The following is a 20,341-nucleotide window of genomic DNA, read 5'->3' on the forward strand; positions in this document are numbered from 1 at the left end:
AAACTCAATCGCTACATCGAAGACGGACGGCTGAGCATTGATAACAACCGTGCCGAACGGGCTGTTCGCCCCTTCGCCGTGGGCCGGAAAAACTGGTTGTTCTGTAACACCCACACTGGTGCGGATGCCAGTGCCATGCTGTACAGCCTGGTAGAAACCGCCAAGGCCAATGACCTCTCGCCCTTCGATTATTTACATTATCTTTTTAAAGAAGTGCCCAGCCTCAAACCGGGCGACGACCTCGACCACCTCCTGCCATGGAACTTCGCTAAAAGCTAGACGGTGATCGCCGGACGCTTACGTATGAGAGGTTATGTAGTGATGGGAGTTTTTGTCAAAAATGAAATTACCTGACACGAATAATGACCCATTGTTAATGGGATGGTGTAATAAACTTGTACGATGAATGCTGCTCCCCATTTAGGGGTAGAGCCTGGTTTGATAAGCTAAAAATCTCTTGCAAAGAATGGTACCAGAGGCCGGACTTGAACCGGCACAGTGTTGCCACCGGCGGATTTTGAATCCGCTGCGTCTACCAATTTCGCCACTCTGGCATCCTATTGTCGGATGTGCAAAGTCCTAAAACTTTGCAAATCTTTGCAAGCGATTTTTCGCTTTTTATAGTCAAAAGGCGCTTACCTTTCAATGACTTGCCAGCACCAACATGTTAGACGCGTTGTTTTTTGAATCCGCTGCGTCTACCAATTTCGCCACTCTGGCATTGAGGGTCTTACTACTAACAAATTATATTGCTTTGTGGCTTTTTAAGAGCGCTTTGCACTCTCGCTGCGGTCTCTCCCGGCATCCTGCCTCCCGCGACACTTGCGCATCCTGCACATCGTCTACCAGTTTATTCATCTCGCGCTGTGACAGCGAGAGGGCCGCATTATAGCTATTGGGCTGGCCCTTGCAAGTGTTTTGTCAGGCTATGACTTTTAGCTGAACGAAAAATCGGCATCCTGTGATTGAGGTTGCTGTCGCTGTGGCTGTTAGCTGATAAACTACCGCTATCTTTGTCTAACCCGGTTGCGCTGCATGACAGAACACGAGACGTTTCCCCGTGCCGGTTTTATCCGTCGACTCGCCGCAATGATCTACGACATCCTGGTTGCCACAGCAGTGGGTATGTGCGCGGCACTGGTGGCTATTGTGGTTCTGGTAATACTGCTGGAAAATAATGTGCTGGATAAACAAGGTATCGAGCACAGTCATGAAGTTATTCAGGCCTCGGCATTATACAAAACCCTGATTCAAATCTGGGTCGGTGGCTGGGTGCTGGGCTTTTTTGTCTGGTTCTGGCGCAATGGTGGCCAGACTATTGGTATGCGAGCCTGGCGACTGAGGCTGTTCAGTACTACCGAACACCCCCTGACATACAGCCGCGCGCTGTGGCGTACAATATGTTCACTGGGAGGTTTAGGCACCTTGCTGGTGCTGATTGATGTCAACAATAAGCTGTCTTTGCAGGACAGGCTGGCTAAAACGGAAATGCTGGTGCTTAGCAAAGAAGCCAATCATCACCGCAACTGGGGTAGCGTTTAGGCGGTTTTATCCGCAAATTTAAGCATGTTGCGGCCTCGTTCCTTGGCCTGATAAAGCGCTTTATCTGCTTGCCTTAACAGGTGCTCCAGATCATGCTTTGATGATACCTGGGTCATTGCGCCGATACTTACGGTAACACTGATTTGCTGTGTTTCACCCATAAATTCTGATGCTGATATTTGCCCGAGTAATCGGTTCGCAATCACATTGGCTTCCTGTTCTGTGGTCTCGGTCATCAACACACCAAACTCTTCGCCACCAAGCCGGCCGAGCAAGTCATCTTTTCTGACACCGGCCTGGATCCTCTGCGCTACCTGTTGTAATACCAGGTCACCGGTAGCATGGCCATACTGGTCATTGATCGGTTTGAAATGGTCGATATCGATCATCAGAAAAGTACAAGGCTCGGCACCGTGCAACGCCAGTTTTTGAGCTGCCAGATCAAAAAAGCCCCGGCGTGTCAGCGTAGCGGTCAGCACGTCCGTGTTTGCACGTTTATGCCACTCTTGTTTTTCTCTGATTGCGTGCATCATCGGCAGCGTTAACGCTGTAGCAACGGTCAGCAACAGATGACTGAACAATGACCACTGACCCACACCGGACAATGCGGAAGCCGTCTCAAAAGTCAGCAGATAAGACAATCCCTGCACAGTCATGATCAGAGCGTGAACAAACATCAACACCCGCAACAACACAACCACAACAATAAAACTGTCCTGTTGCCTCGCCAAGGCGCGTTCAGTTAACACAAAAAACAACGCCATCATCAGGGAAGCGACACCACCTGTGGAAATACCCGCAACGGGGGCCATTGCCAGTATCAGCGCCGTCAGCGCAAAAACCGGCATATACCCTGCACCCCACATTCGGGTGTTATCGTCCTGAAACAACTGAACAACGCCTCTCAACAACAGGCAGGATGAAAATACCAACAGCATATAACCGGGTATACTGAGGGACATTGCCAGCCAGTACTGAACAAGCAGAATCAGACTACCAACAACAAAACAACCGCAGGCCAGCGCCCAGCTGAGAAAAGCCTGCTCGCGCTCATGATAAAAATAAATTGCCACCAGATAACCACTGACCATCAGATTTATCATCAGGGCTGCGACTATGCCGGAAGGGAGTAAAACGTCCATGATACGGTACCGGGTTGGTTAAAAAACGCTGGGCTTACCAATCATTCAGAGTAGCATTTCTCACAGATACAAAGGGAAGCCGTTTAATACCTTTGGGGCCAGATCTATACGTGATGGATTGATCCTGATTCATAATCCCGCAGCCTCTGCACTGCACAATAATTGATCAACATCAAAGCGATACTTTGTAAACAGGGCTAGGCTAAGTACTCAACATCAGCGTTGAGAACTCAAATGAGAACAATATATTTAGCAGCAACAGCAGCCTTGTACCTGGGCGCCTGTACTCAGGGGCCTGACTCCCCAAGAGGTTTCAGCCTGCCAGAGGGCGACCCTCAGGCAGGAGAGGCGGTATTTATTGCCTATCAATGCCTTGCCTGCCATAGCCTTAAAGGCTATGAAGACACGGATATTGCCCCACAACTGGACAAGAAAGTGCCCCTGGGTGGCGACGTAACGAAAATCAAAACCTATGCTGAACTGGTCACCTCAGTGATCAACCCGTCCCATAAAATTGCCATGGGATATAAGCGCGAAGGCTATACCGATGAGCAGGGCCAGTCGAAAATGCGTAATTACAATGATGTTATGACGGTTACCGAGATGGTGAATCTGGTGGCCTTTTTACAGCCCCAGTATCAGCTCAAACCCTTTAACCGCACTAATTACCCGCAGTATTTTCCGTAGGGGAGAAACGCTGGGGTATTAATGGGTTAATGCCCATACTTCACTGCGCACCCTGCGGCTCTGCGTGATCTCAGGCTTTTATCTTGTTGATCTCGCAGAGGCGCTAAGACGCAGAGAATACAAAAGTTAATCCCTGAAAAAGATCACTGGGTTCCCGGCAACCATTGAATTACCACAGTGCTAACTATTAACACTATGCAATCAAAGGTGCTGGACGTGCCCGCCAACAACATGCGGGAAAGACCGCCCGTCATGCCCGGGGGCTTTTATCGGGCATCCAGCCGCCTTTTAGAAGAACAAGATTAACCGCAGAGTCGCAGAGAGCGCTAAGACGTTAATGATATTTGCTCTGCGCGCTTTGCGTCTTTGCGTGACCTCAGGCTTTTATTTTGTTGATCTCGCAAAGGCGCTAAGACGCAAAGAATACGGATGTAGGTCGGGATTTATCCCGACAGAGATGTATATGCCAGCCTTCGCCGTCGGGATAAATCCCGACCTACAATCAATCCCACCTCCAAAATAGGGTGATAATTTTCTGTGGCTCCCGGATTCCGCTTCGCTGCATCCAGACTACGCCAACTCAAGTCTGCGACTCCGCGGTAAATCTTGTCAGCGCCTGAGCAGATACATGGCGACACCGGCAAATAACAGACTTGGCAACAATGCCCCCACGGCCGCCGGAAGCTGATACACCAGTGACAAGGGCCCGAATACTTCATTGGCGATAAAAAACCCAAAGCCTGTCAGCACACCCATAATCACCCTCGCGCCCATTGTTACGCTACGCAGCGGGCCAAAAATAAACGACAGCGCCAGTAACAGCATCACACCCACCGTTACAGGCTGCAGCACCTTGCGCCATAAGGCCAGCTCGTAGCGACTGACATCCTGGCTGTTACTGCGAAGATAGGTCAGATAATCTTTCAGGCCCCGTATCGACAATGCTTCCGGTTTGACCGTTACCACACTTAATTTATCTGGGGTGAGGCTGGACTCCCATTTATCCCGCTGCTGACGACGAACTGTCACCTGCTCCTGAGTAAACACCGTGTAACTGACATTCACAAGACGCCAGCTCTGACCGCTGAAACTGGCCTGCCCTGCATTAACGATGCGGGTCAGATTAAGACTGTCGTCGAACTGGTAAATGGTAATATCCAACAGCTTGTCACGGCTCAGCACCTCACCAATGCTGACAAAATCACCACCGTCTTTGGCCCATACCAGTCGCTGAGAGGAAAACAGACTACCTCCAGAAATGGCCTGGGTTCTGATTTCCTTGGCCTGAGCCTCGCTCACCGGCGCCACCCATTCACCCACCGCCATCACAAATACCACCATTAACAGGGTCGATTTCATCGCCGCGCCAATGATACTGAAACGGCTCATTCCGGCGGCCTGCATCACCACCAGTTCACTGTTACTGGCCAGCATGCCCATACCGATCAGGCCACCGATCAAGGTCGCCATAGGAAAAAACTGTTCGATCTCACGGGGAATACTCAGTAGTACATAAATGCCGGCGATCATGACGTCATAATCACCACGATCAATGTACTTCAGCTGTTCAACAAACTTGATCAGGCTGCTCAGGCCAATGAGCACCACCAATGTAATAAACACCGTACCGATAAGCGTTCTGGCCAGATAAACATCCAGTGTGCGGATCATTTGCCAGCTCCTCTGAACCTGGCGCGTAATCTCACCCCGAACGGGCGTCCTCGTACAATCAGAAACGTACCAATCAGCAACATAACACCATGCACCCACCACAAACCCACAGCCGCTGGTACGCCACCAGACTCAAGCGCCTTGCGCCCGGCCATCAACAACATAAAATACCCCAGATACAGTAATAAACCGGGGAAAATACGCCCGAATCGCCCCTGCCTGGGGTCCACAGCGCTTAAAGGTACAGCAATCAACACTAATAACGGCATCGACAACGGAATGGCCAGGCGCCACTGCCATTCGGCCAGGGCCTCAATGCCGGGTTCTTCAAACAACTGCGGCGTCGGATAAGCCGCCAGCTTGCGACTTTGGTGTTCGGCCTGACGCTCGGCTATCTGTACCTGATACTGATCGAAGGTTACCTGGCGGAAACTGGCTTCCCCCTTTCGCCCTTCAAACTGAAAGCCCTGAGTCAGCACCAGCTTTTCAGCGCCGTCGGCTTCCTGTTGCACACTGCCATTCTGAGCATAAATAATGCGGAAATCCTGACGTTCGTCGCCCTGCTCCTGTTGAGCCAGAAACACCTGTTCCAGCTGGTTGTCGCCGCTACCAATATCATGCACAAAGATCACCGCCTTCTCATTGGTGGTTTGCTGAAAACGGCCCGGAATCAAACTGGTCAGCCCCGATTCTGCGCTGACTTCCTCTTCCAGCTGATATTCCACTTCCATCGACAGCGGTGCAAGCCACAAGGTAAGCAGCGCAGAGAACAGTGCAATAATTGTAGCCAGCACCAGCATAACCCGGGTTACATACCACTCACTGACACCACAGGCGTGCATCACCGCCATTTCATGGTCCACATATAAACGACCATGTGCCAGCATAATGCCTAGAAACAAACTCAGCGGCAGAATCAACGAGGCCAGCACCGGCATATTCAGCGCCAGGAACCCCAACACCAAACCGGCGGGTATATCACCATCGGTGGCCGCCGCCAGTACACGAACAAATTTCTGGATCACGAAAATAGCCATCAGCACCAGAAATACGGCGATTTGGGACTTCAGGGTCTCTTTGAGTAAATATCGGAAAATCAACACGGCCGTTCCAAACAGAATACGAGTCTTTGACGCCTGAATACTGTGCTTGCGGATCGGCAGAGGCTGAGTAAACTGACGCTTTTAGTGGAATGCTGTGAATTTTTAAGTAAACTTAACATTTTCACAAGTTTAATTTGCGCTTCCGGCCTTTTTATCAGGCTTTCACCGGTAAATGATTAAAAAAACCGGCTGACAACATGCTGCATTGTCTGTCAGCCTGCGACTGGCCGGCCGGAAGTATAGCAAAAGGCTAACGCACAGACAGACGTAACACCAGTACAGATGGGGTGATGAATGGAATTTAGTGTAAAAAGTGGTAGTCCGGAAAAACAACGCAGCGCCTGTATCGTGGTCGGCGTATTTGAACCCCGCCGACTGACACCGGTAGCCGAACAACTCGATGAAGTCAGCGGCGGCTATATCAGTAACTTGCTGCGCCGGGGTGATCTTGAGGGCAAGGCCGGCCAGATGCTGCTATTGCATAATGTGCCTAACATTCTCAGTGAACGGGTGCTACTGGTAGGCTGTGGTAAAGAGCGGGAACTGGACGAGCGCCAGTACAAGCAGATAATTGCCCGCACTATCAGCAACCTCAACGAAACCGGCTCTATGGAAGCGGTCTGCTTTCTTACCGAGTTACACGTTAAAGGCCGGGATACGTATTGGAAAGTGCGCCAGGCAATAGAGGCTACACAGGATTGCCTGTACACCTTTACCCAACTGAAAACCAAGAAAGACGAGCCCCGCAGACCATTACGTAAGATGGTGTTTAACGTACCTACCCGCCGGGAACTGGCGGTGGGAGAACGGGCCATCCATCACGGGCTCGCCGTTGCCACCGGTGTGAAAATCTGTAAAGACGTGGCTAATATGCCACCGAATATCTGTAATCCCCGTTATCTTCTTGAACAGGCCAGCAAACTGGCCGAGCAACATGAATCAGTGTCCGTTGACCATGTTGATGAAAAACAGATGGAAGAGCTGGGAATGCACTCTTATCTTGCGGTAGGTCGTGGCTCAGAAAATGAGTCCATTATGTCACTGATCCATTACCAGGGGGCCGCGAACCCGGCTCAGGCACCTGTAGTGTTGGTGGGTAAAGGCCTGACCTTCGATTCCGGTGGTATTTCCATCAAGCCATCAGAAGCGATGGATGAGATGAAATATGATATGGGCGGCGCCGCAGGTGTTCTGGGCGCAATGGCATCGATTGCCGAGCTCAAATTGCCAATCAATGTGATTGGTGTGCTGGCAGGCTGTGAAAACATGCCCGATGCCAACGCTTACCGTCCCGGTGATGTGCTGACCACGATGTCCGGGCAGACCGTAGAGGTGCTGAATACCGATGCCGAGGGCCGACTGGTGTTGTGCGATGCACTGACGTATGTTGAACGCTTCAATCCAGAGCTGGTTGTGGATGTGGCAACCCTCACCGGTGCCTGTGTGATCGCACTTGGCAAACATGCATCTGCCGTGCTCAGTAACCACAATCCCCTCGCTCATGAATTGATCAATGCCTCAGAGCAGAGCAGTGACAAAGCCTGGCGGATGCCGTTATGGGATGAATATCAGGAACAGATCGAAAGCCCCTTCGCCGACATGTCAAATGTAGGCGGGCGTCCGGCCGGTACGATTACCGCTGCGTGTTTCCTGTCCCGTTTCACCAAAAAGTATCACTGGGCACATATGGATGTGGCCGGTACAGCCTGGGTCAGTGGTGGTAAGACCAAGGGCTCCACAGGCCGTCCTGTTCCTATGCTGACTCAGTTTGTGATGAACCGCGCCGGTATCGAAACTGAGGACTGATGCATAAATGGCAGAGGTAATCTTTTACCTGTTAGAGCAGGAAAAGCTTGAAGACAAGCCAGCGCCCCATGCGCTGGCTTGTCAGTTGGCGGCCAGCATTTATCGGGCCAGACAGGGCTGTATGATCCTTTGCGAGACACAGCACCAGGCAGAGCAAATGGACGAGTTACTCTGGCAGCTGCCCGCCGACGCCTTTGTGCCACACAATTTAAGTGGCGAAGGGCCACCACGGGGAACGCCGGTGCAGATAAACTGGCAAGTGCCGCAACGAACTAATCAGCAAGTGGTGATTAATCTGCAGCAAAAATGCCCGACACTGCCAGGCAATGTCCGTCAGATTTATGATTTTGTGCCTGCCGAAGATACGCAAAAACAGCAGGCCAGAGAGAGATACAAACATTATCGCGCCGCGGGTCATCAACTTCAGACCCGCCCCGCGAGCAGTTTAGATGAGAGCCAAAATGGATAAGACTTTTAATCCGCAGAACATTGAACAGCAACGTTACCAGCAATGGGAACAAAGCGGCTATTTCAAGGCCAGTGGCCAGGGTGACCCCTACTGTATTCTGCTCCCTCCCCCGAATGTCACCGGCAGCCTGCATATGGGCCACGCCTTTCAGCACACCATCATGGACGCACTGATCCGTTATCACCGCATGAAAGGGGACAACACCCTGTGGCAATGTGGCACCGATCACGCCGGCATCGCAACTCAGATGGTTGTCGAACGGCAATTGAATGCACAGAACAAAACCCGCCACGATCTTGGCCGTGACGCGTTCATCGACAAGATTTGGGAATGGAAAGAACATTCCGGCGGCACCATTACTTCGCAGATGCGCCGTATGGGAACCTCACCCGACTGGAGTCGTGAAGCCTTCACCATGAGTGATGAGCTGTCCAATGCGGTCAAAGAAGTGTTTGTCCGGCTGCATGAAGAGGGCCTGATATACCGGGGTAAGCGCCTGGTAAACTGGGATCCGGTGCTGCACACAGCAGTCTCTGATCTCGAAGTGCTGAACGAAGAAGAAAGCGGCCATATGTGGCATATGCGCTATCCGCTCGCCGACGGCTCAGGCGAGTTGATTGTTGCCACTACCCGTCCGGAAACGATGCTCGGCGACACCGCAGTGGCGGTGCACCCTGATGATGATCGCTATCAGTCTTATATCGGCAAGCAGATCCGCCTGCCGCTCACTGATCGGCTGATCGACATCATCGCCGATGAGTATGTGGATCCTGAATTTGGCAGTGGCTGCGTGAAAATTACACCGGCGCACGATTTTAACGATTACGACATCGGCAAACGCCATAATCTGGACATGATCAACGTTTTTACCGATGAGGCGAAGATCAACCACAATGCGCCGGAGCAGTTCCGGGGGCTGGACAGATTCGATGCCCGTGAGAAAGTGGTGCAGGAACTGGAGCAACTTGGCCTGCTGGTGAAAGTTGAAGCTCACAAACTCAAGGTGCCCAGAGGGGATCGTACCGGTGCGGTGATAGAACCTTACCTCACCAACCAATGGTATGTGGCAGTTGAGTCCCTGGCCAGGCCCGCCATTGATGCGGTGGAGTCCGGCGAGATTAAGTTTGTACCTGAGAACTGGAACAAAACCTATTATCAGTGGATGTATAACATTCAGGACTGGTGTATCTCCCGCCAGTTATGGTGGGGGCACCGCATTCCTGCCTGGTATGACGAACAACAGAATATCTACGTAGGTCGGGATGAAGCAGAGGTCAGAGCCAAACACCAATTGGGTGATGACGTAGTTCTGCGTCAGGATGAAGATGTGCTGGATACCTGGTTTTCTTCTGCTCTTTGGCCTTTTGCCACCCTTGGCTGGCCAGAAGAAACCCCGGAGCTGGAAACCTTTGTACCCAGTTCCGTGCTGGTCACGGGTTTCGACATTATCTTCTTCTGGGTCGCCAGAATGATCATGATGACCAAGAAGTTCACTGGCAAGATTCCCTTTAAGGAAATCTATATTACCGGCCTTATACGGGACGAACAGGGCAATAAAATGTCCAAGTCCAAGGGTAATGTGCTGGATCCTATCGACCTGATTGACGGTATTGAACTCGACACTCTGATTGAAAAACGCACGGGCGGCATGATGCAGCCTCAGCTGGCACAAAAAATTACCCAGCGCACTCAGGCACAGTTTCCCGACGGCATTGCTGCCTATGGTACCGATGCCCTGCGCTTTACCTTTGCCGCGATGGCCTCCACCAGCCGCGATATCAATTTCGATATGGGCCGGGTAGAAGGGTATCGTAACTTCTGCAATAAATTGTGGAACGCCTCCCGCTTCGTGTTGATGAACACCGAAGAGCAGGATACCGGCTTAAACGGAGGTGAACTGCAACTGAGTCTGGCCGACAAGTGGATTTGGGCGCGCTTTCAGCAAACCCTGCAGGCCTTCGAAGCGGCGATTAAAGATTACCGCTTCGATCTGGCGGCACAGGCCGTATATGAGTTTACCTGGAATCAGTTCTGTGACTGGTATCTGGAGCTCTCCAAACCCGTACTCAACAGTGATGCAAGCAGCGATACGCAAAAACGTGGTACACGCCATACACTGGTAAATGTTCTTGAAAGCCTGCTGCGCCTGACTCACCCCTTTATGCCCTATATTACGGAAGAAATCTGGCAACGGGTTGCACCGCTGTGTAGGTCGGGCTTTATGTCCATGGATGGACGGTATGCCGGAGTTGTAGGGAACACGTCTCCGGCCAGCCCGACAGAGGAAAATGCCAACTCAACAGTTAATGTCGGAATAAATTCCGACCTACAAAGCATTATGGTTCAGCCGTTTCCTGAACAGGATAACGCCCTGGTTGACCATCAGGTGCTGGCCGATATCGAGTGGGTGAAGCAGGTCATTATCGGTATACGCAATATCCGCGGTGAAATGGATATCAGCCCCAGTAAGCCGCTTTCGGTCTTGTTGCGTAATGCCGGGGAAGAAGATTTACGTCGTCTGAGTAACACCGAGCTGCTGCTGAGTCGCCTGGCCCGGCTGGAAAATATCGACATCCTGGCGGCAGGAGAAAAAGGCCCGGCGTCAGCCTCTGCTATTGTTGGCGAAATGGAAGTACTGATCCCCATGGCGGGCCTGATCGATAAAGACGCCGAGCTGGCCAGAATTAACAAGGCCCTGGAAAAGCTCAGGTCGGATATGCAACGTACTGAGGGAAAACTGAACAATCAGAACTTTGTCAGTAAAGCGCCTCCGGCCGTAATCGATAAAGAGAAAGCCAAGCTCGAGGAGTTCAGGCAGCAAGCTGAAAAGCTGCTGGAGCAGCAACAAACGATAGAGGAGCTTTAACCGGTTTATGTTGCGCCGGTGGGCTCCTCTGCCGGCGCTGGTATTGACCCGATAAGCAGTTTAGTATCTCTGATAACCACTTAAACTGTGAAAATGACAAGGAAACAACAGCTGCAGGAACAAGGATTGCCCCGGCGTTGATCCCCTCATCCTAACAACATGGGCATCTGATGACGTTGTTCAGAAACCAGTTTACACGCTTATTCTCCACCAGTGAGATGCTACGCAGTCTCATGCTTCTGCTCTGTTGGTTGCTGTTATGGCGTGTATCAGTACTGATGGAATACGCGCCTCATGCCAGCATCTGGTTTCCTCCGGCCGGACTGAGTTTTGCTGCATTTCTGGTGATGGGTGTAAGGGCCATGCCGGTTCTGATGTTGTGCAGTGTTATTGCGACTTTCTGGGTAGACAGCATGTATCAGATGGAACATAGCTGGCTGCAAAACGCCTTTAGCGGGATCCTCTTTGGTGCCGCTCATTGCCTTACCTACTGGTTCGGTGCCTGGTCACTCAGAACCCTGGTCAGATCCCTTAGCGACGAAGTCTTGCCCAAAGCCATTCTGTCCTTTCTGATTATCGGGTCAGTCACCGCCCTTTCCGCAGCATTGCTGGGTACCCATGCGCTTGCAGTCAGCGGCATGATCGGTAGCAATGAAGTGTCAGATACCTGGTTGCCGTGGTGGATCGGCGACCTTGCCGCCACCATTGTGCTGACACCGCTGTTTCTGGGGATACTGAGCTGGCGTTATCCGCAGATTGATAACTGGCTGTCCGGGCTGAGTTTTCAGTTGCAGGACCAGCCACTACAACCTTACCTGGTCAAACAGGCCATTTGTATAATAATGCTCGTCGCCATTATGTTGCTGGCCTACCTGTTTCCCTATCCGGAAGTCTCCTTTGCGGTATTTTTTCTGATCATTCCGCAGATGTGGATGGTGTATACAGAGACGGCTTTTCGGGCAGCCCTGAGCCTGGCCATTTTCAGTCTGCTTAGCGCAATTCTGGTGGCATTGCTTGGGCTGATGGAGCAGGCATTGGTTTACCAGTTTTCCATTATAGTGATTGCTGCCAGTGCCTATTTTGGTCTTGCCGTGCCGGTACTGGCGGCACACAATAAACAGCTGAGTAAACTGGCCCTCAGCGATGGCCTGACTAAGCTGGCCAACAGAACGTATTTCTTCGAACGTCTGGAACAGGAAGTCACCCGTTCACGTCGCAATCAGCAATCCTTGTCATTGATTCTGTTTGATATCGATCATTTCAAACAAATTAACGATGACTATGGTCATACGGCAGGTGACACCGTGCTGATGCAAATTGCAGAGAACATCCAGCAGGATCTGCGCCAATCCGATTTACTCGGTCGCTTTGGTGGTGATGAATTTATGCTGCTGTTACCGGACAATGACCTGCAACAGTCCTCTGGTACTGCCGAACGCCTGCGCCAGAGCCTGTTCAACATCTCTCTGGAAAAGGCTCCCAGGCGACTTTCCGGCAGTTTTGGTGTAGTTGAAATACGCACCACGGAAACAGTGCAACAGGCCTTTGAGCGTGCCGATGCCAATTTGTTTCAGGCGAAACGTCAGGGACGCAACCAGGTAGTAGCGAGCTGACCATAACCCAGCCCCCTTTGTGGGCTCCTCTTTCTGCAATCCTCAGTAACAGGGGCTAGACTATTAAAGAGTCTACGTCATAAAGGAGGATAAAATGATCGGACACGCTTATCTGCTCGTCGCCAATCGCAACAAGGCAACAATTTTTGAACTTGAGGACGCAGCCAATTCTATGTCAAAAGTGGAAACTCTTGAGAACCCCACTATCAGAAAATATCAGCTTAATGTTTGATCTGTTATCATAATCACTCTATAGTGATATCACTTTGATATCACTATAGAGCAATAAAATGACTGAGAAAACCGGATTTTCTTTAAACGGCTACCTTGTAGCGCTTGTCCTGCTGGGCATTATAGTCCCCTCTGTTGCCAGTCTGAGTCCTGTCTGGGGGCCTGCGCCATGGTTCGGTATGAGCGTACTGGTTATTTGCCTTGGCTGTATGGCGGGGTTCTTTATGGTACAACCCAATCAGGCTAAAGTGATGACCCTGTTCGGTGCCTATGTGGGATCGGTAAAAACCAATGGCCTGCGATGGACCATACCCTTTTTTATGCGTAAAAATATCTCTCTGCGTATCCGCAACTTTGAAAGTGGCAAAATTAAAGTCAATGACAACCAGGGGAATCCGGTAGAAATCGCCACTATCGTCGTCTGGTCGGTTACAGATACTGCTGAGGCGGTGTTTGAGGTGGATGACTATGAGAGCTTTGTCAGTATTCAGAGTGAATCGGCCTTGCGCAATATGGCCAGTAGTTATCCCTATGATCCGCAGGAAGAAGAGGATATTGCCCTGCGCAGTCATCCACAGAAAATTTCTGACATCCTCAAACAGGAAATTCAGGACAGACTCAACAAAGCGGGTGTAACCGTCCATGAGGCCCGAATCAGTCATCTGGCCTATGCTCAGGAAATTGCCAGCGCCATGCTGCAACGCCAGCAGGCCTCTGCTATTGTTGCAGCCCGAACCCGCATAGTAGAAGGTGCTGTGGGCATGGTAGAAATGGCTCTCGAAAAACTTAAAGAGCAAAACGTGGTGGAACTGGATGAAGAACGCAAGGCCGCCATGGTCAGCAACCTGCTGGTGGTGCTATGTGGCGATAAACATACTCAGCCGGTAATTAACGCAGGCAGCTTGTATTGATACCGATCAGACGAAGTGATTGGTATAAGCCACCAAACCCGGAATCAATCTGAAATGCGCCTGAAGCGGAGTTAACTTGTCAAAAAAAGCCTATCCTCTGAGAATCAATGCCGATGTACTGGCGGCCATGCAGCGCTGGGCGGATGATGAGCTGCGCAGTGTCAATGCGCAGATTGAATACGTGCTGAGGGAGGCGCTGGTTCAACAGGGGCGGGTTAAGCTGATACAAAGAGTCGTAACTGAGATTCAGACACCTGAAACAGAACGCGATGGCGATAATGGCACAGCAATTGAATAAATAACCGGTGACAATCACAACACAAATTTTTGACACCGGGAGAGCCAATGAGCCAGCGCGCCTTGATCAACAATATCGAATCATTTTCAACGACTCTGAATCAGAAACAACTGATGCGTTTTCTCGACATCATGGATGAAATGGCAGATTTACTGCACAAGGCTCAACAGCAGTCACCCCAAAAAAAGGCTCAGAATACCAGCATGGCCCAACAGGTATCTGGGGTTCACTAATGCTCAGCGCTGTGGCCACTTAAGGGAAAAGCAGAAACGCTCCGCGCACCGGGGCGCTACTCCACAAAATACGTGCCCCAGCCATCGTAATGAACCTTGTGTTTATCGGCTATAGCCAGCAAGGTTTCGGTATCCTGATTGATCTGTTCCAGATTCAGAGGGCGTTCCACCACTGCATCGAAACACAGTAACGTTCCCCCGTCATCAAGCATCAGCTCCTCGGCATCACCCACTTCAAAACCTGCTTTGAAAGCGTCTACTGCCGCCTTTTCAAGGCGATCAAAGTTATCACTGGCGAAGTGATACTCGATAGAGTGAGGCTCGCTGGCACTGGAACCATCATCCAGCAATGCCTGAATCGTTTCCTCATTAAACTCATACCACTGACTGTGCTCAGGGTTCATAATAGGATTCTCAAGATGATTTTAGGCGCAGTCTAGCGTAATACTGGCCAGATAAGAAAGCCCGCCGGTAAAAGATTTAACCTGACACTTCTCATTTATCGACGGGCCATTTCCATCTCCGCCACTTCTTTGTCCAGCTGGGTAATTTTTTCCTGCATCTGCTGATGAAAGTAATCGCTCCATTGCTTTACACTGCGGCTTTTATCCAGCGCTACCGGTTCCGTCACTTCCACCAGCACGACGCCATTGTTCCAGCGATTCAGGCGAACCTTATCATGCAGGTTACTGGCGCAGATCATGGAGACCGGCTCACGGGTGCCACGGGCAATCAGAAAAGCGCCGCTTTTAAATGGCAGCAACCCCCGGCCATAGCTGCGGGTACCCTCGGGAAAGAGCCACACGGAAATGCCGCGCTGACGGATCTTTTTAATGGTTTGTTTAACCGTATTGCTGGCTTTGCTGAGGTTTTTCCGATCGATCAGAATATTGCCTGAAAGCCAATACAATTGTCCCATCAGTGGCACCCAGGCGAGGCTCTTCTTCCCCACCGTAACAGTACCCGGCTGAGTCGCTGAACAAATAGTGATTAAATCATAACTGTTCTGATGGTTACCGATGTACACCACAGGTTCGCCGGGGTCGAGTTTGTCCGATACCCTGACAATTACCTTAATCCCCAGCAACAGGGCGATGCTGCCATACGCCCTGGCGCTGTAGTGCACATTATTACGGTGAAAAGGCCGTACGACGCACATCAGTAGCAGAACAAGATTAAGCAGAATAAAGTATATCAGTATCAGGGGTATGCGGATCAGGGCTAACACTCAGGCTTCCTATGTTTAATTCAGGCGCCAAAGTATACAGACTTTACCTTGGCAGGATATCTGATCAGTCCGACAATTCTGCTAAACTGAAACCCAATTCATATCCCTTGTTATGAATTCAATTATAGCGGCCGATAGTCTGTATTAGACTTATCGTGAATTCCGCAATAATCCATACCGGGTGACAACCAGTCGATATCTTTTACAACGAGGCAGCCGTATTAATGCAAAGTTTTCGACCTGATGAACTAGATGACGATATTCTTAATGACCTGCTGGAAGAAATTAATGAGCTCTATGAAGCCAGCGAACAGACCCTGATGGAACTCGAGTTGCAGCCAGAAGATAATGAGCTTCAACGGGCGCTTTTCCGCTCTATTCATACCATCAAAGGGGATCTGGGGCTGGTGAATTTCACACCGATGATCCCGCTGCTCCAGCATGTCGAAGATCTGCTCGATTACCTGCGCAAAGGACAGATTAAGTACACCAGCACCATGAGTGACCTGGTATTACTGACCATGGACAGGGTCAAACTCTTTGTCGAGGCCTGCAGCAAGTCCGGCCAGGCCAGCTATGATGCAGAACTGTACAAGTTGCTGGCCAAACATATATCTCGCATAAAACCCGACAATAACGCGGAACATGAAAAGCTGCTGACAGAATCGGTATTATTGCTTGACCCTTCCCTGGATGCCACTCCGGACAGTAAAGGCGAGCAGGAGTCTGAGCATATGGACGGCGAACAGGCGCTCAGCCATATCGGTCTGACCGCGGACACTGAAGATGCCGAACACAAAGACATTCTGTTTTTCCGTGAGTTGATGGAACCCGTGGAGCGCCGTTCCAGATACTGGCAGGGTCGCGGTGACCGGATAGCCCGTCTGGCACTGTTTCTGAATAAAATGCGTGGCAGTCCTGTGGATCCTAATCAGTTAGCCGTGGCCTGTTATGTTCATGACTTTGGTATGGCTTTTATGCCTTTGCGGGTGCTGCATAAAGTTGAACCACTCGAACAGAATGAGTTCAACCTGATGCGATCCCATGTATACAAAAGCGCTCGCTTACTGGAGCACCTGGATCAATGGAATGAAGCACGCAGAATTGTGATTCAGCACCACGAGCGCATGGATGGTTCCGGTTACCCGCTAGGTATCAAGGGAGAAGAAATCTGCGAGGGGGCGAAGTTGCTGGCCATCGTCGATACCTTCGACGCCCTCACCCATTCCCGTGCTCATGAAGGCCACCACAAGCGCCCCAAGAAACGCGCAGTCATGGAGATAAACAAGGTAGCCAGTAGTCAGTTCTGCCCACACTGGATTAAAGTATTTAACAAAGCTATGGCCAATCTGCTATTGAGGCAGGGAGAGTAGTGGCGTGCCGGTGATGAGTGATTAGGGCTGAGTGATGAATTACGGAAAAAGCTATTCACCACAGAGACACGGAGAGCACAGAGGTATTAACAGTCCAATGACCTTTACTTCTCTGCGCGCCCTGCGGCTCTGCGTGATCTCAGGCTTTTATTCTACGATCTCGCAGAGGCGCTAAGACGCAGAGGATTCGCAAATCTCAAAAAAGATCACTTGGTTCCCGACAACAGCACTCGGGAACGACGCTGGGCTTAACGCCGTTAGCCCAATAAATTGGGCCCTACAAGGCGCTGTGATTCTGTGGTGAATCCCGCCTTGGTCTGTTTTTCTCTCGCAGAGACGCAAAGGCGCAGAGAAAACGGGGCTTAACTCATTAAATCTCTGCGAACTCAGCGGCTCCGCGGTGAATATTATTTTAGACCTCTGTGTTCTCTGTGACTCTGTGGTGAATTCCTGCCTTGGCTCTGTATCAACCTGGCAGCTCGGGGTCGGTGTCTGTTTCAGGCTCCGGTTGTTGTGGTAACAATACTTCCACATCATCTACCCGTTGCAGACCACGANAACGGGGCTTAACTCATTAAATCTCTGCGAACTCAGCGGCTCCGCGGTGAATATTATTTTAGACCTCTGTGTTCTCTGTGACTCTGTGGTGAATTCCTGCCTTGGCTCTGTATCAACCTGGCAGCTCGGGGTCGGTGTCTGTTTCAGGCTCCGGTTGTTGTGGTAACAATACTTCCACATCATCTACCCGTTGCAGACCACGAGGAAGTTTATGACCTCTGCGACCACGGTCTCCACGGAAATGGGCCAGATCCTCCTGACTCAGACTCATACCTCTTTTTCCGGCAATAATCTTCACCTGAGCGCCATCGGGTACGACAGCCAACACTTTGACATATTCTTCACGGGTTTTGGCTTTGGCCGAACTGATACTGATAATTTTGTTGCCTTTCCCTTTGCCCAAAGTGGGTAAGTCCTTCAGTGGGAACATCAACATGCGCCCTTCATTGGAAATTGCCAGGCACCAGTCGGTGTCCGGGTTACGCACCGGTTGTGGCGCCAGTGCTTTCGCTGCAGTAGGTAAACTTAAGTAAGCCTTACCGTTTTTATTTTTACTGACCATATCGGCAAACTGACCAATGAAACCATAGCCAGCATCAGAGGCAATCAGGAATTTATCTGCTTCATTACCCATCACCACATGTTCAATATGCTCTCCGGCGACGATATTAAATCGGCCGGTCAGCGGCTCGCCCTGACTGCGGGCCGAGGGTAAAGTGTGTGCGTCGCACGCGAAGGCGCGCCCGGATGAATCAATAAATACCGCGGGCTGATTACTGCGGCCACGGGCATCTGCCAGATAATTGTCGCCCGCCTTATAACTCAGACCATTGGCATCAACATCATGGCCTTTAGCACATCGCGCCCAGCCTTTCTCTGACAGCACAATGGTGATCGCTTCAGAGGGCACCAGTTGCTTTTCAGACAGAGCCCTGGCTTCGCCACGCTCCACCAAAGGTGAACGTCTGTCATCGCCATAGGCTTCAGCATCAGCCAGGATTTCTTTTTTAATCAGTGTTTTGAGTTTTCTGTCTGAACCGAGCAAGGCCTGTAGTTTGTCACGCTCTGCGCTGAGCTCGTCCTGTTCGCCACGAATTTTTATTTCTTCCAGGCGCGCGAGGTGACGAAGTTTTAACTCCAGAATGGCTTCTGCCTGGGTATCTGTGAGGCCAAAACGCTCCATCAGCACCGGTTTAGGTTTATCTTCAGTGCGAATAATATGAATGACTTCATCAATATTCAGAAAGGCGATTAACAAGCCCTCAAGAATATGCAGCCTTGCAAGGACCTTGTCTAACCGGTATTGCAAACGACGCACCACGGTTTCACGTCTGAATACCAGCCACTCACTAAGAATAGTGCGCAGATCCTTGACCTGTGGCCGGCCATCCAGCCCGATCATGTTCAGATTGGCACGATAGTTCTTTTCCAGATCAGTGGTAGCAAAAAGATGCTGCATAAGCTGTTCGATATCCACCCGGTTTGAACGGGGCGTAATCACCAGCCGGGTTGGATTCTCATGATCTGATTCGTCACGTAAATCACTGACCATAGGCAATTTTTTAGCCTGCATCTGCGCAGCAATCTGTTCCAGCACTTTGGCACCTGAGGCCTGATGGGGCAACGCGGTAATCACAATCTCGCCCTGATCTTCAGTATAAATCGCACGGGATTTAATCGACCCGCGGCCAGTTTCGTAGATCCGCACCAGGTCTTCGCGGGGGGTAATAATTTCCGCCTCTGTTGGATAATCCGGCCCTTTTACAAACTGCATCAGATCAGCCAGTTCAGCCTTATTGTTATCCAGCAGATGGGCACAGGCGTGGGCCAGTTCGCGCACATTATGGGGCGGAATATCGGTGGCCATACCCACGGCAATACCGGTAATACCATTAACCAGAATGTGAGGCAGGCGTGCGGGTAATACTTTTGGCTCTTTCAGCGTGCCGTCAAAATTCGGCTGCCAGTCTACCGTGCCCTGCCCCAGTTCACTGAGTAATACTTCACTGAAACGGGACAGCCGTGCCTCGGTATAACGCATGGCGGCGAAGGACTTGGGATCGTCCGGCGCACCCCAGTTACCCTGACCATCCACCAGCGGGTACCGATAGGTAAACGGCTGCGCCATAAGTACCATGGCTTCATAGCAGGCGGAATCGCCGTGGGGATGAAATTTACCTAAGACATCACCAACCGTACGGGCAGATTTTTTATACTTTGCATTGGCGCTCAACCCCAGATCAGACATGGCATAAATGATGCGCCGCTGAACAGGTTTCAGGCCGTCTCCGATATTAGGCAAGGCGCGATCCATGATCACGTACATGGAGTAATTGAGGTAGGCGTCTTCCGTAAAGTGTCTCAGAGGAAGCTGTTCAACACCTTCCGCGCTGATAGTGATTTCATGACTCATAGGTATACATTTTCTTATTGTGAAATCAGGTACTGTTATACCGGAGGCTTAACACGATGGGTATAGCCGCTCCGGACTGAACGTTATTATTGTTTCTTGTACAAGCTTACCGGATTGCATCCTTTCAGGCACCCTGCTTTATGGCAAACAATACATGCCTCCCGACTCCACCTCCATCAGAAGTCTGCGGGACAGGC

At 50.8% G+C, this 20,341-nt stretch carries 18 protein-coding genes and 1 tRNA gene; 12 read left to right on the forward strand and 7 right to left on the reverse strand.

Annotated elements, in window-relative coordinates; translation table 11 throughout:
* A partial coding sequence (locus CDA54_RS03480) for an IS66 family transposase (RefSeq protein ID WP_218962371.1) occupies positions 1-279 on the forward strand: 279 nt, incomplete at its 5' end.
* A gap of 188 nt (positions 280-467) precedes the next feature.
* Here CDA54_RS03480 and CDA54_RS03485 read toward each other — a convergent pair.
* Positions 468-554, reverse strand: a tRNA-Leu gene (locus tag CDA54_RS03485).
* Positions 555-1,035: 481 nt separating this feature from the next.
* On the opposite strand from CDA54_RS03485, the gene CDA54_RS03490 reads away from it, so the two are divergent.
* A complete protein-coding gene (locus tag CDA54_RS03490; protein ID WP_099033629.1) occupies positions 1,036-1,542 on the forward strand; it encodes an RDD family protein in 507 nt (168 codons plus the stop codon).
* Here CDA54_RS03490 and CDA54_RS03495 read toward each other — a convergent pair.
* The gene (locus tag CDA54_RS03495; RefSeq protein ID WP_099033630.1) at positions 1,539-2,684 is read right to left on the reverse strand and encodes a GGDEF domain-containing protein; all 1,146 of its coding nucleotides are present in this window, start codon (positions 2,682-2,684) and stop codon (positions 1,539-1,541) included. The genes CDA54_RS03490 and CDA54_RS03495 overlap by 4 nt on opposite strands.
* A 234-nt stretch (positions 2,685-2,918) precedes the next feature.
* Between CDA54_RS03495 and CDA54_RS03500 the strand changes: the two genes are divergently transcribed.
* Entirely contained in the window at positions 2,919-3,371 is a 453-nt protein-coding gene (locus tag CDA54_RS03500; protein WP_099033631.1) for a c-type cytochrome, read from the forward strand.
* A gap of 609 nt (positions 3,372-3,980) precedes the next feature.
* On the opposite strand, the gene lptG is transcribed toward CDA54_RS03500, so the two are convergent.
* Positions 3,981-5,042 (reverse strand): LPS export ABC transporter permease LptG, encoded by a 1,062-nt coding sequence (gene lptG, locus CDA54_RS03505; protein ID WP_099033632.1) that lies wholly within the window; start codon positions 5,040-5,042, stop codon positions 3,981-3,983.
* Positions 5,039-6,145, reverse strand: coding sequence for an LPS export ABC transporter permease LptF (lptF, locus tag CDA54_RS03510; RefSeq protein WP_099033633.1), 1,107 nt, complete (start codon positions 6,143-6,145; stop codon positions 5,039-5,041). The genes lptG and lptF overlap by 4 nt, the downstream gene beginning before the upstream one ends.
* 294 nt (positions 6,146-6,439) lie before the next feature.
* Here lptF and pepA point away from each other — a divergent pair, with 294 nt between their 5' ends.
* The 8 genes from pepA to CDA54_RS03545 all read left to right on the forward strand — a co-directional run bounded on the left by pepA (position 6,440) and on the right by CDA54_RS03545 (position 14,572).
* Positions 6,440-7,951 (forward strand): leucyl aminopeptidase, encoded by a 1,512-nt coding sequence (gene pepA, locus CDA54_RS03515; RefSeq protein ID WP_099033634.1) that lies wholly within the window; start codon positions 6,440-6,442, stop codon positions 7,949-7,951.
* Positions 7,952-7,958: 7 nt separating this feature from the next.
* Entirely contained in the window at positions 7,959-8,420 is a 462-nt protein-coding gene (locus tag CDA54_RS03520) for a DNA polymerase III subunit chi (protein ID WP_099033635.1), read from the forward strand.
* Positions 8,413-11,286 (forward strand): valine--tRNA ligase, encoded by a 2,874-nt coding sequence (locus CDA54_RS03525; RefSeq protein WP_099033857.1) that lies wholly within the window; start codon positions 8,413-8,415, stop codon positions 11,284-11,286. Before CDA54_RS03520 ends, CDA54_RS03525 begins: the two co-directional genes overlap by 8 nt.
* A 170-nt stretch (positions 11,287-11,456) precedes the next feature.
* Positions 11,457-12,899 (forward strand): sensor domain-containing diguanylate cyclase, encoded by a 1,443-nt coding sequence (locus CDA54_RS03530; protein WP_099033636.1) that lies wholly within the window; start codon positions 11,457-11,459, stop codon positions 12,897-12,899.
* 94 nt (positions 12,900-12,993) lie between these two features.
* Positions 12,994-13,131, forward strand: coding sequence for a hypothetical protein (locus tag CDA54_RS19540; RefSeq protein ID WP_180237103.1), 138 nt, complete (start codon positions 12,994-12,996; stop codon positions 13,129-13,131).
* A gap of 58 nt (positions 13,132-13,189) precedes the next feature.
* Positions 13,190-14,041 carry an SPFH domain-containing protein gene (locus tag CDA54_RS03535; RefSeq protein WP_099033637.1) on the forward strand — a complete coding sequence of 284 codons (852 nt, stop codon included), beginning with the start codon at positions 13,190-13,192 and terminating at the stop codon, positions 14,039-14,041.
* Positions 14,042-14,117: 76 nt separating this feature from the next.
* Positions 14,118-14,339, forward strand: coding sequence for a type II toxin-antitoxin system antitoxin (locus CDA54_RS03540; protein ID WP_099033638.1), 222 nt, complete (start codon positions 14,118-14,120; stop codon positions 14,337-14,339).
* A gap of 47 nt (positions 14,340-14,386) precedes the next feature.
* A complete protein-coding gene (locus CDA54_RS03545; protein ID WP_099033639.1) occupies positions 14,387-14,572 on the forward strand; it encodes a hypothetical protein in 186 nt (61 codons plus the stop codon).
* A 56-nt stretch (positions 14,573-14,628) separates the two neighbouring features.
* On the opposite strand, the gene rraB is transcribed toward CDA54_RS03545, so the two are convergent.
* Entirely contained in the window at positions 14,629-14,976 is a 348-nt protein-coding gene (gene rraB / locus CDA54_RS03550) for a ribonuclease E inhibitor RraB (protein WP_099033640.1), read from the reverse strand.
* 95 nt (positions 14,977-15,071) lie between these two features.
* Positions 15,072-15,800, reverse strand: a complete 729-nt coding sequence (locus tag CDA54_RS03555; protein WP_099033641.1) for a 1-acylglycerol-3-phosphate O-acyltransferase — start codon at positions 15,798-15,800, stop codon at positions 15,072-15,074.
* Between the two features lie 224 nt (positions 15,801-16,024).
* Between CDA54_RS03555 and CDA54_RS03560 the strand changes: the two genes are divergently transcribed.
* Positions 16,025-17,173 carry an HD domain-containing phosphohydrolase gene (locus CDA54_RS03560; protein ID WP_099033642.1) on the forward strand — a complete coding sequence of 383 codons (1,149 nt, stop codon included), beginning with the start codon at positions 16,025-16,027 and terminating at the stop codon, positions 17,171-17,173.
* A gap of 670 nt (positions 17,174-17,843) precedes the next feature.
* On the opposite strand, the gene parC is transcribed toward CDA54_RS03560, so the two are convergent.
* Complete coding sequence (parC, locus tag CDA54_RS03565; protein WP_099033643.1) at positions 17,844-20,144, reverse strand: DNA topoisomerase IV subunit A; 2,301 nt, start codon at positions 20,142-20,144, stop codon at positions 17,844-17,846.
* Between the last annotated feature and the right edge of the window lie 197 nt (positions 20,145-20,341).

The organism is Lacimicrobium alkaliphilum, from assembly GCF_002591895.1.
In the GTDB taxonomy this organism is placed as follows: Bacteria; Pseudomonadota; Gammaproteobacteria; order Enterobacterales; family Alteromonadaceae; genus Lacimicrobium; species Lacimicrobium alkaliphilum.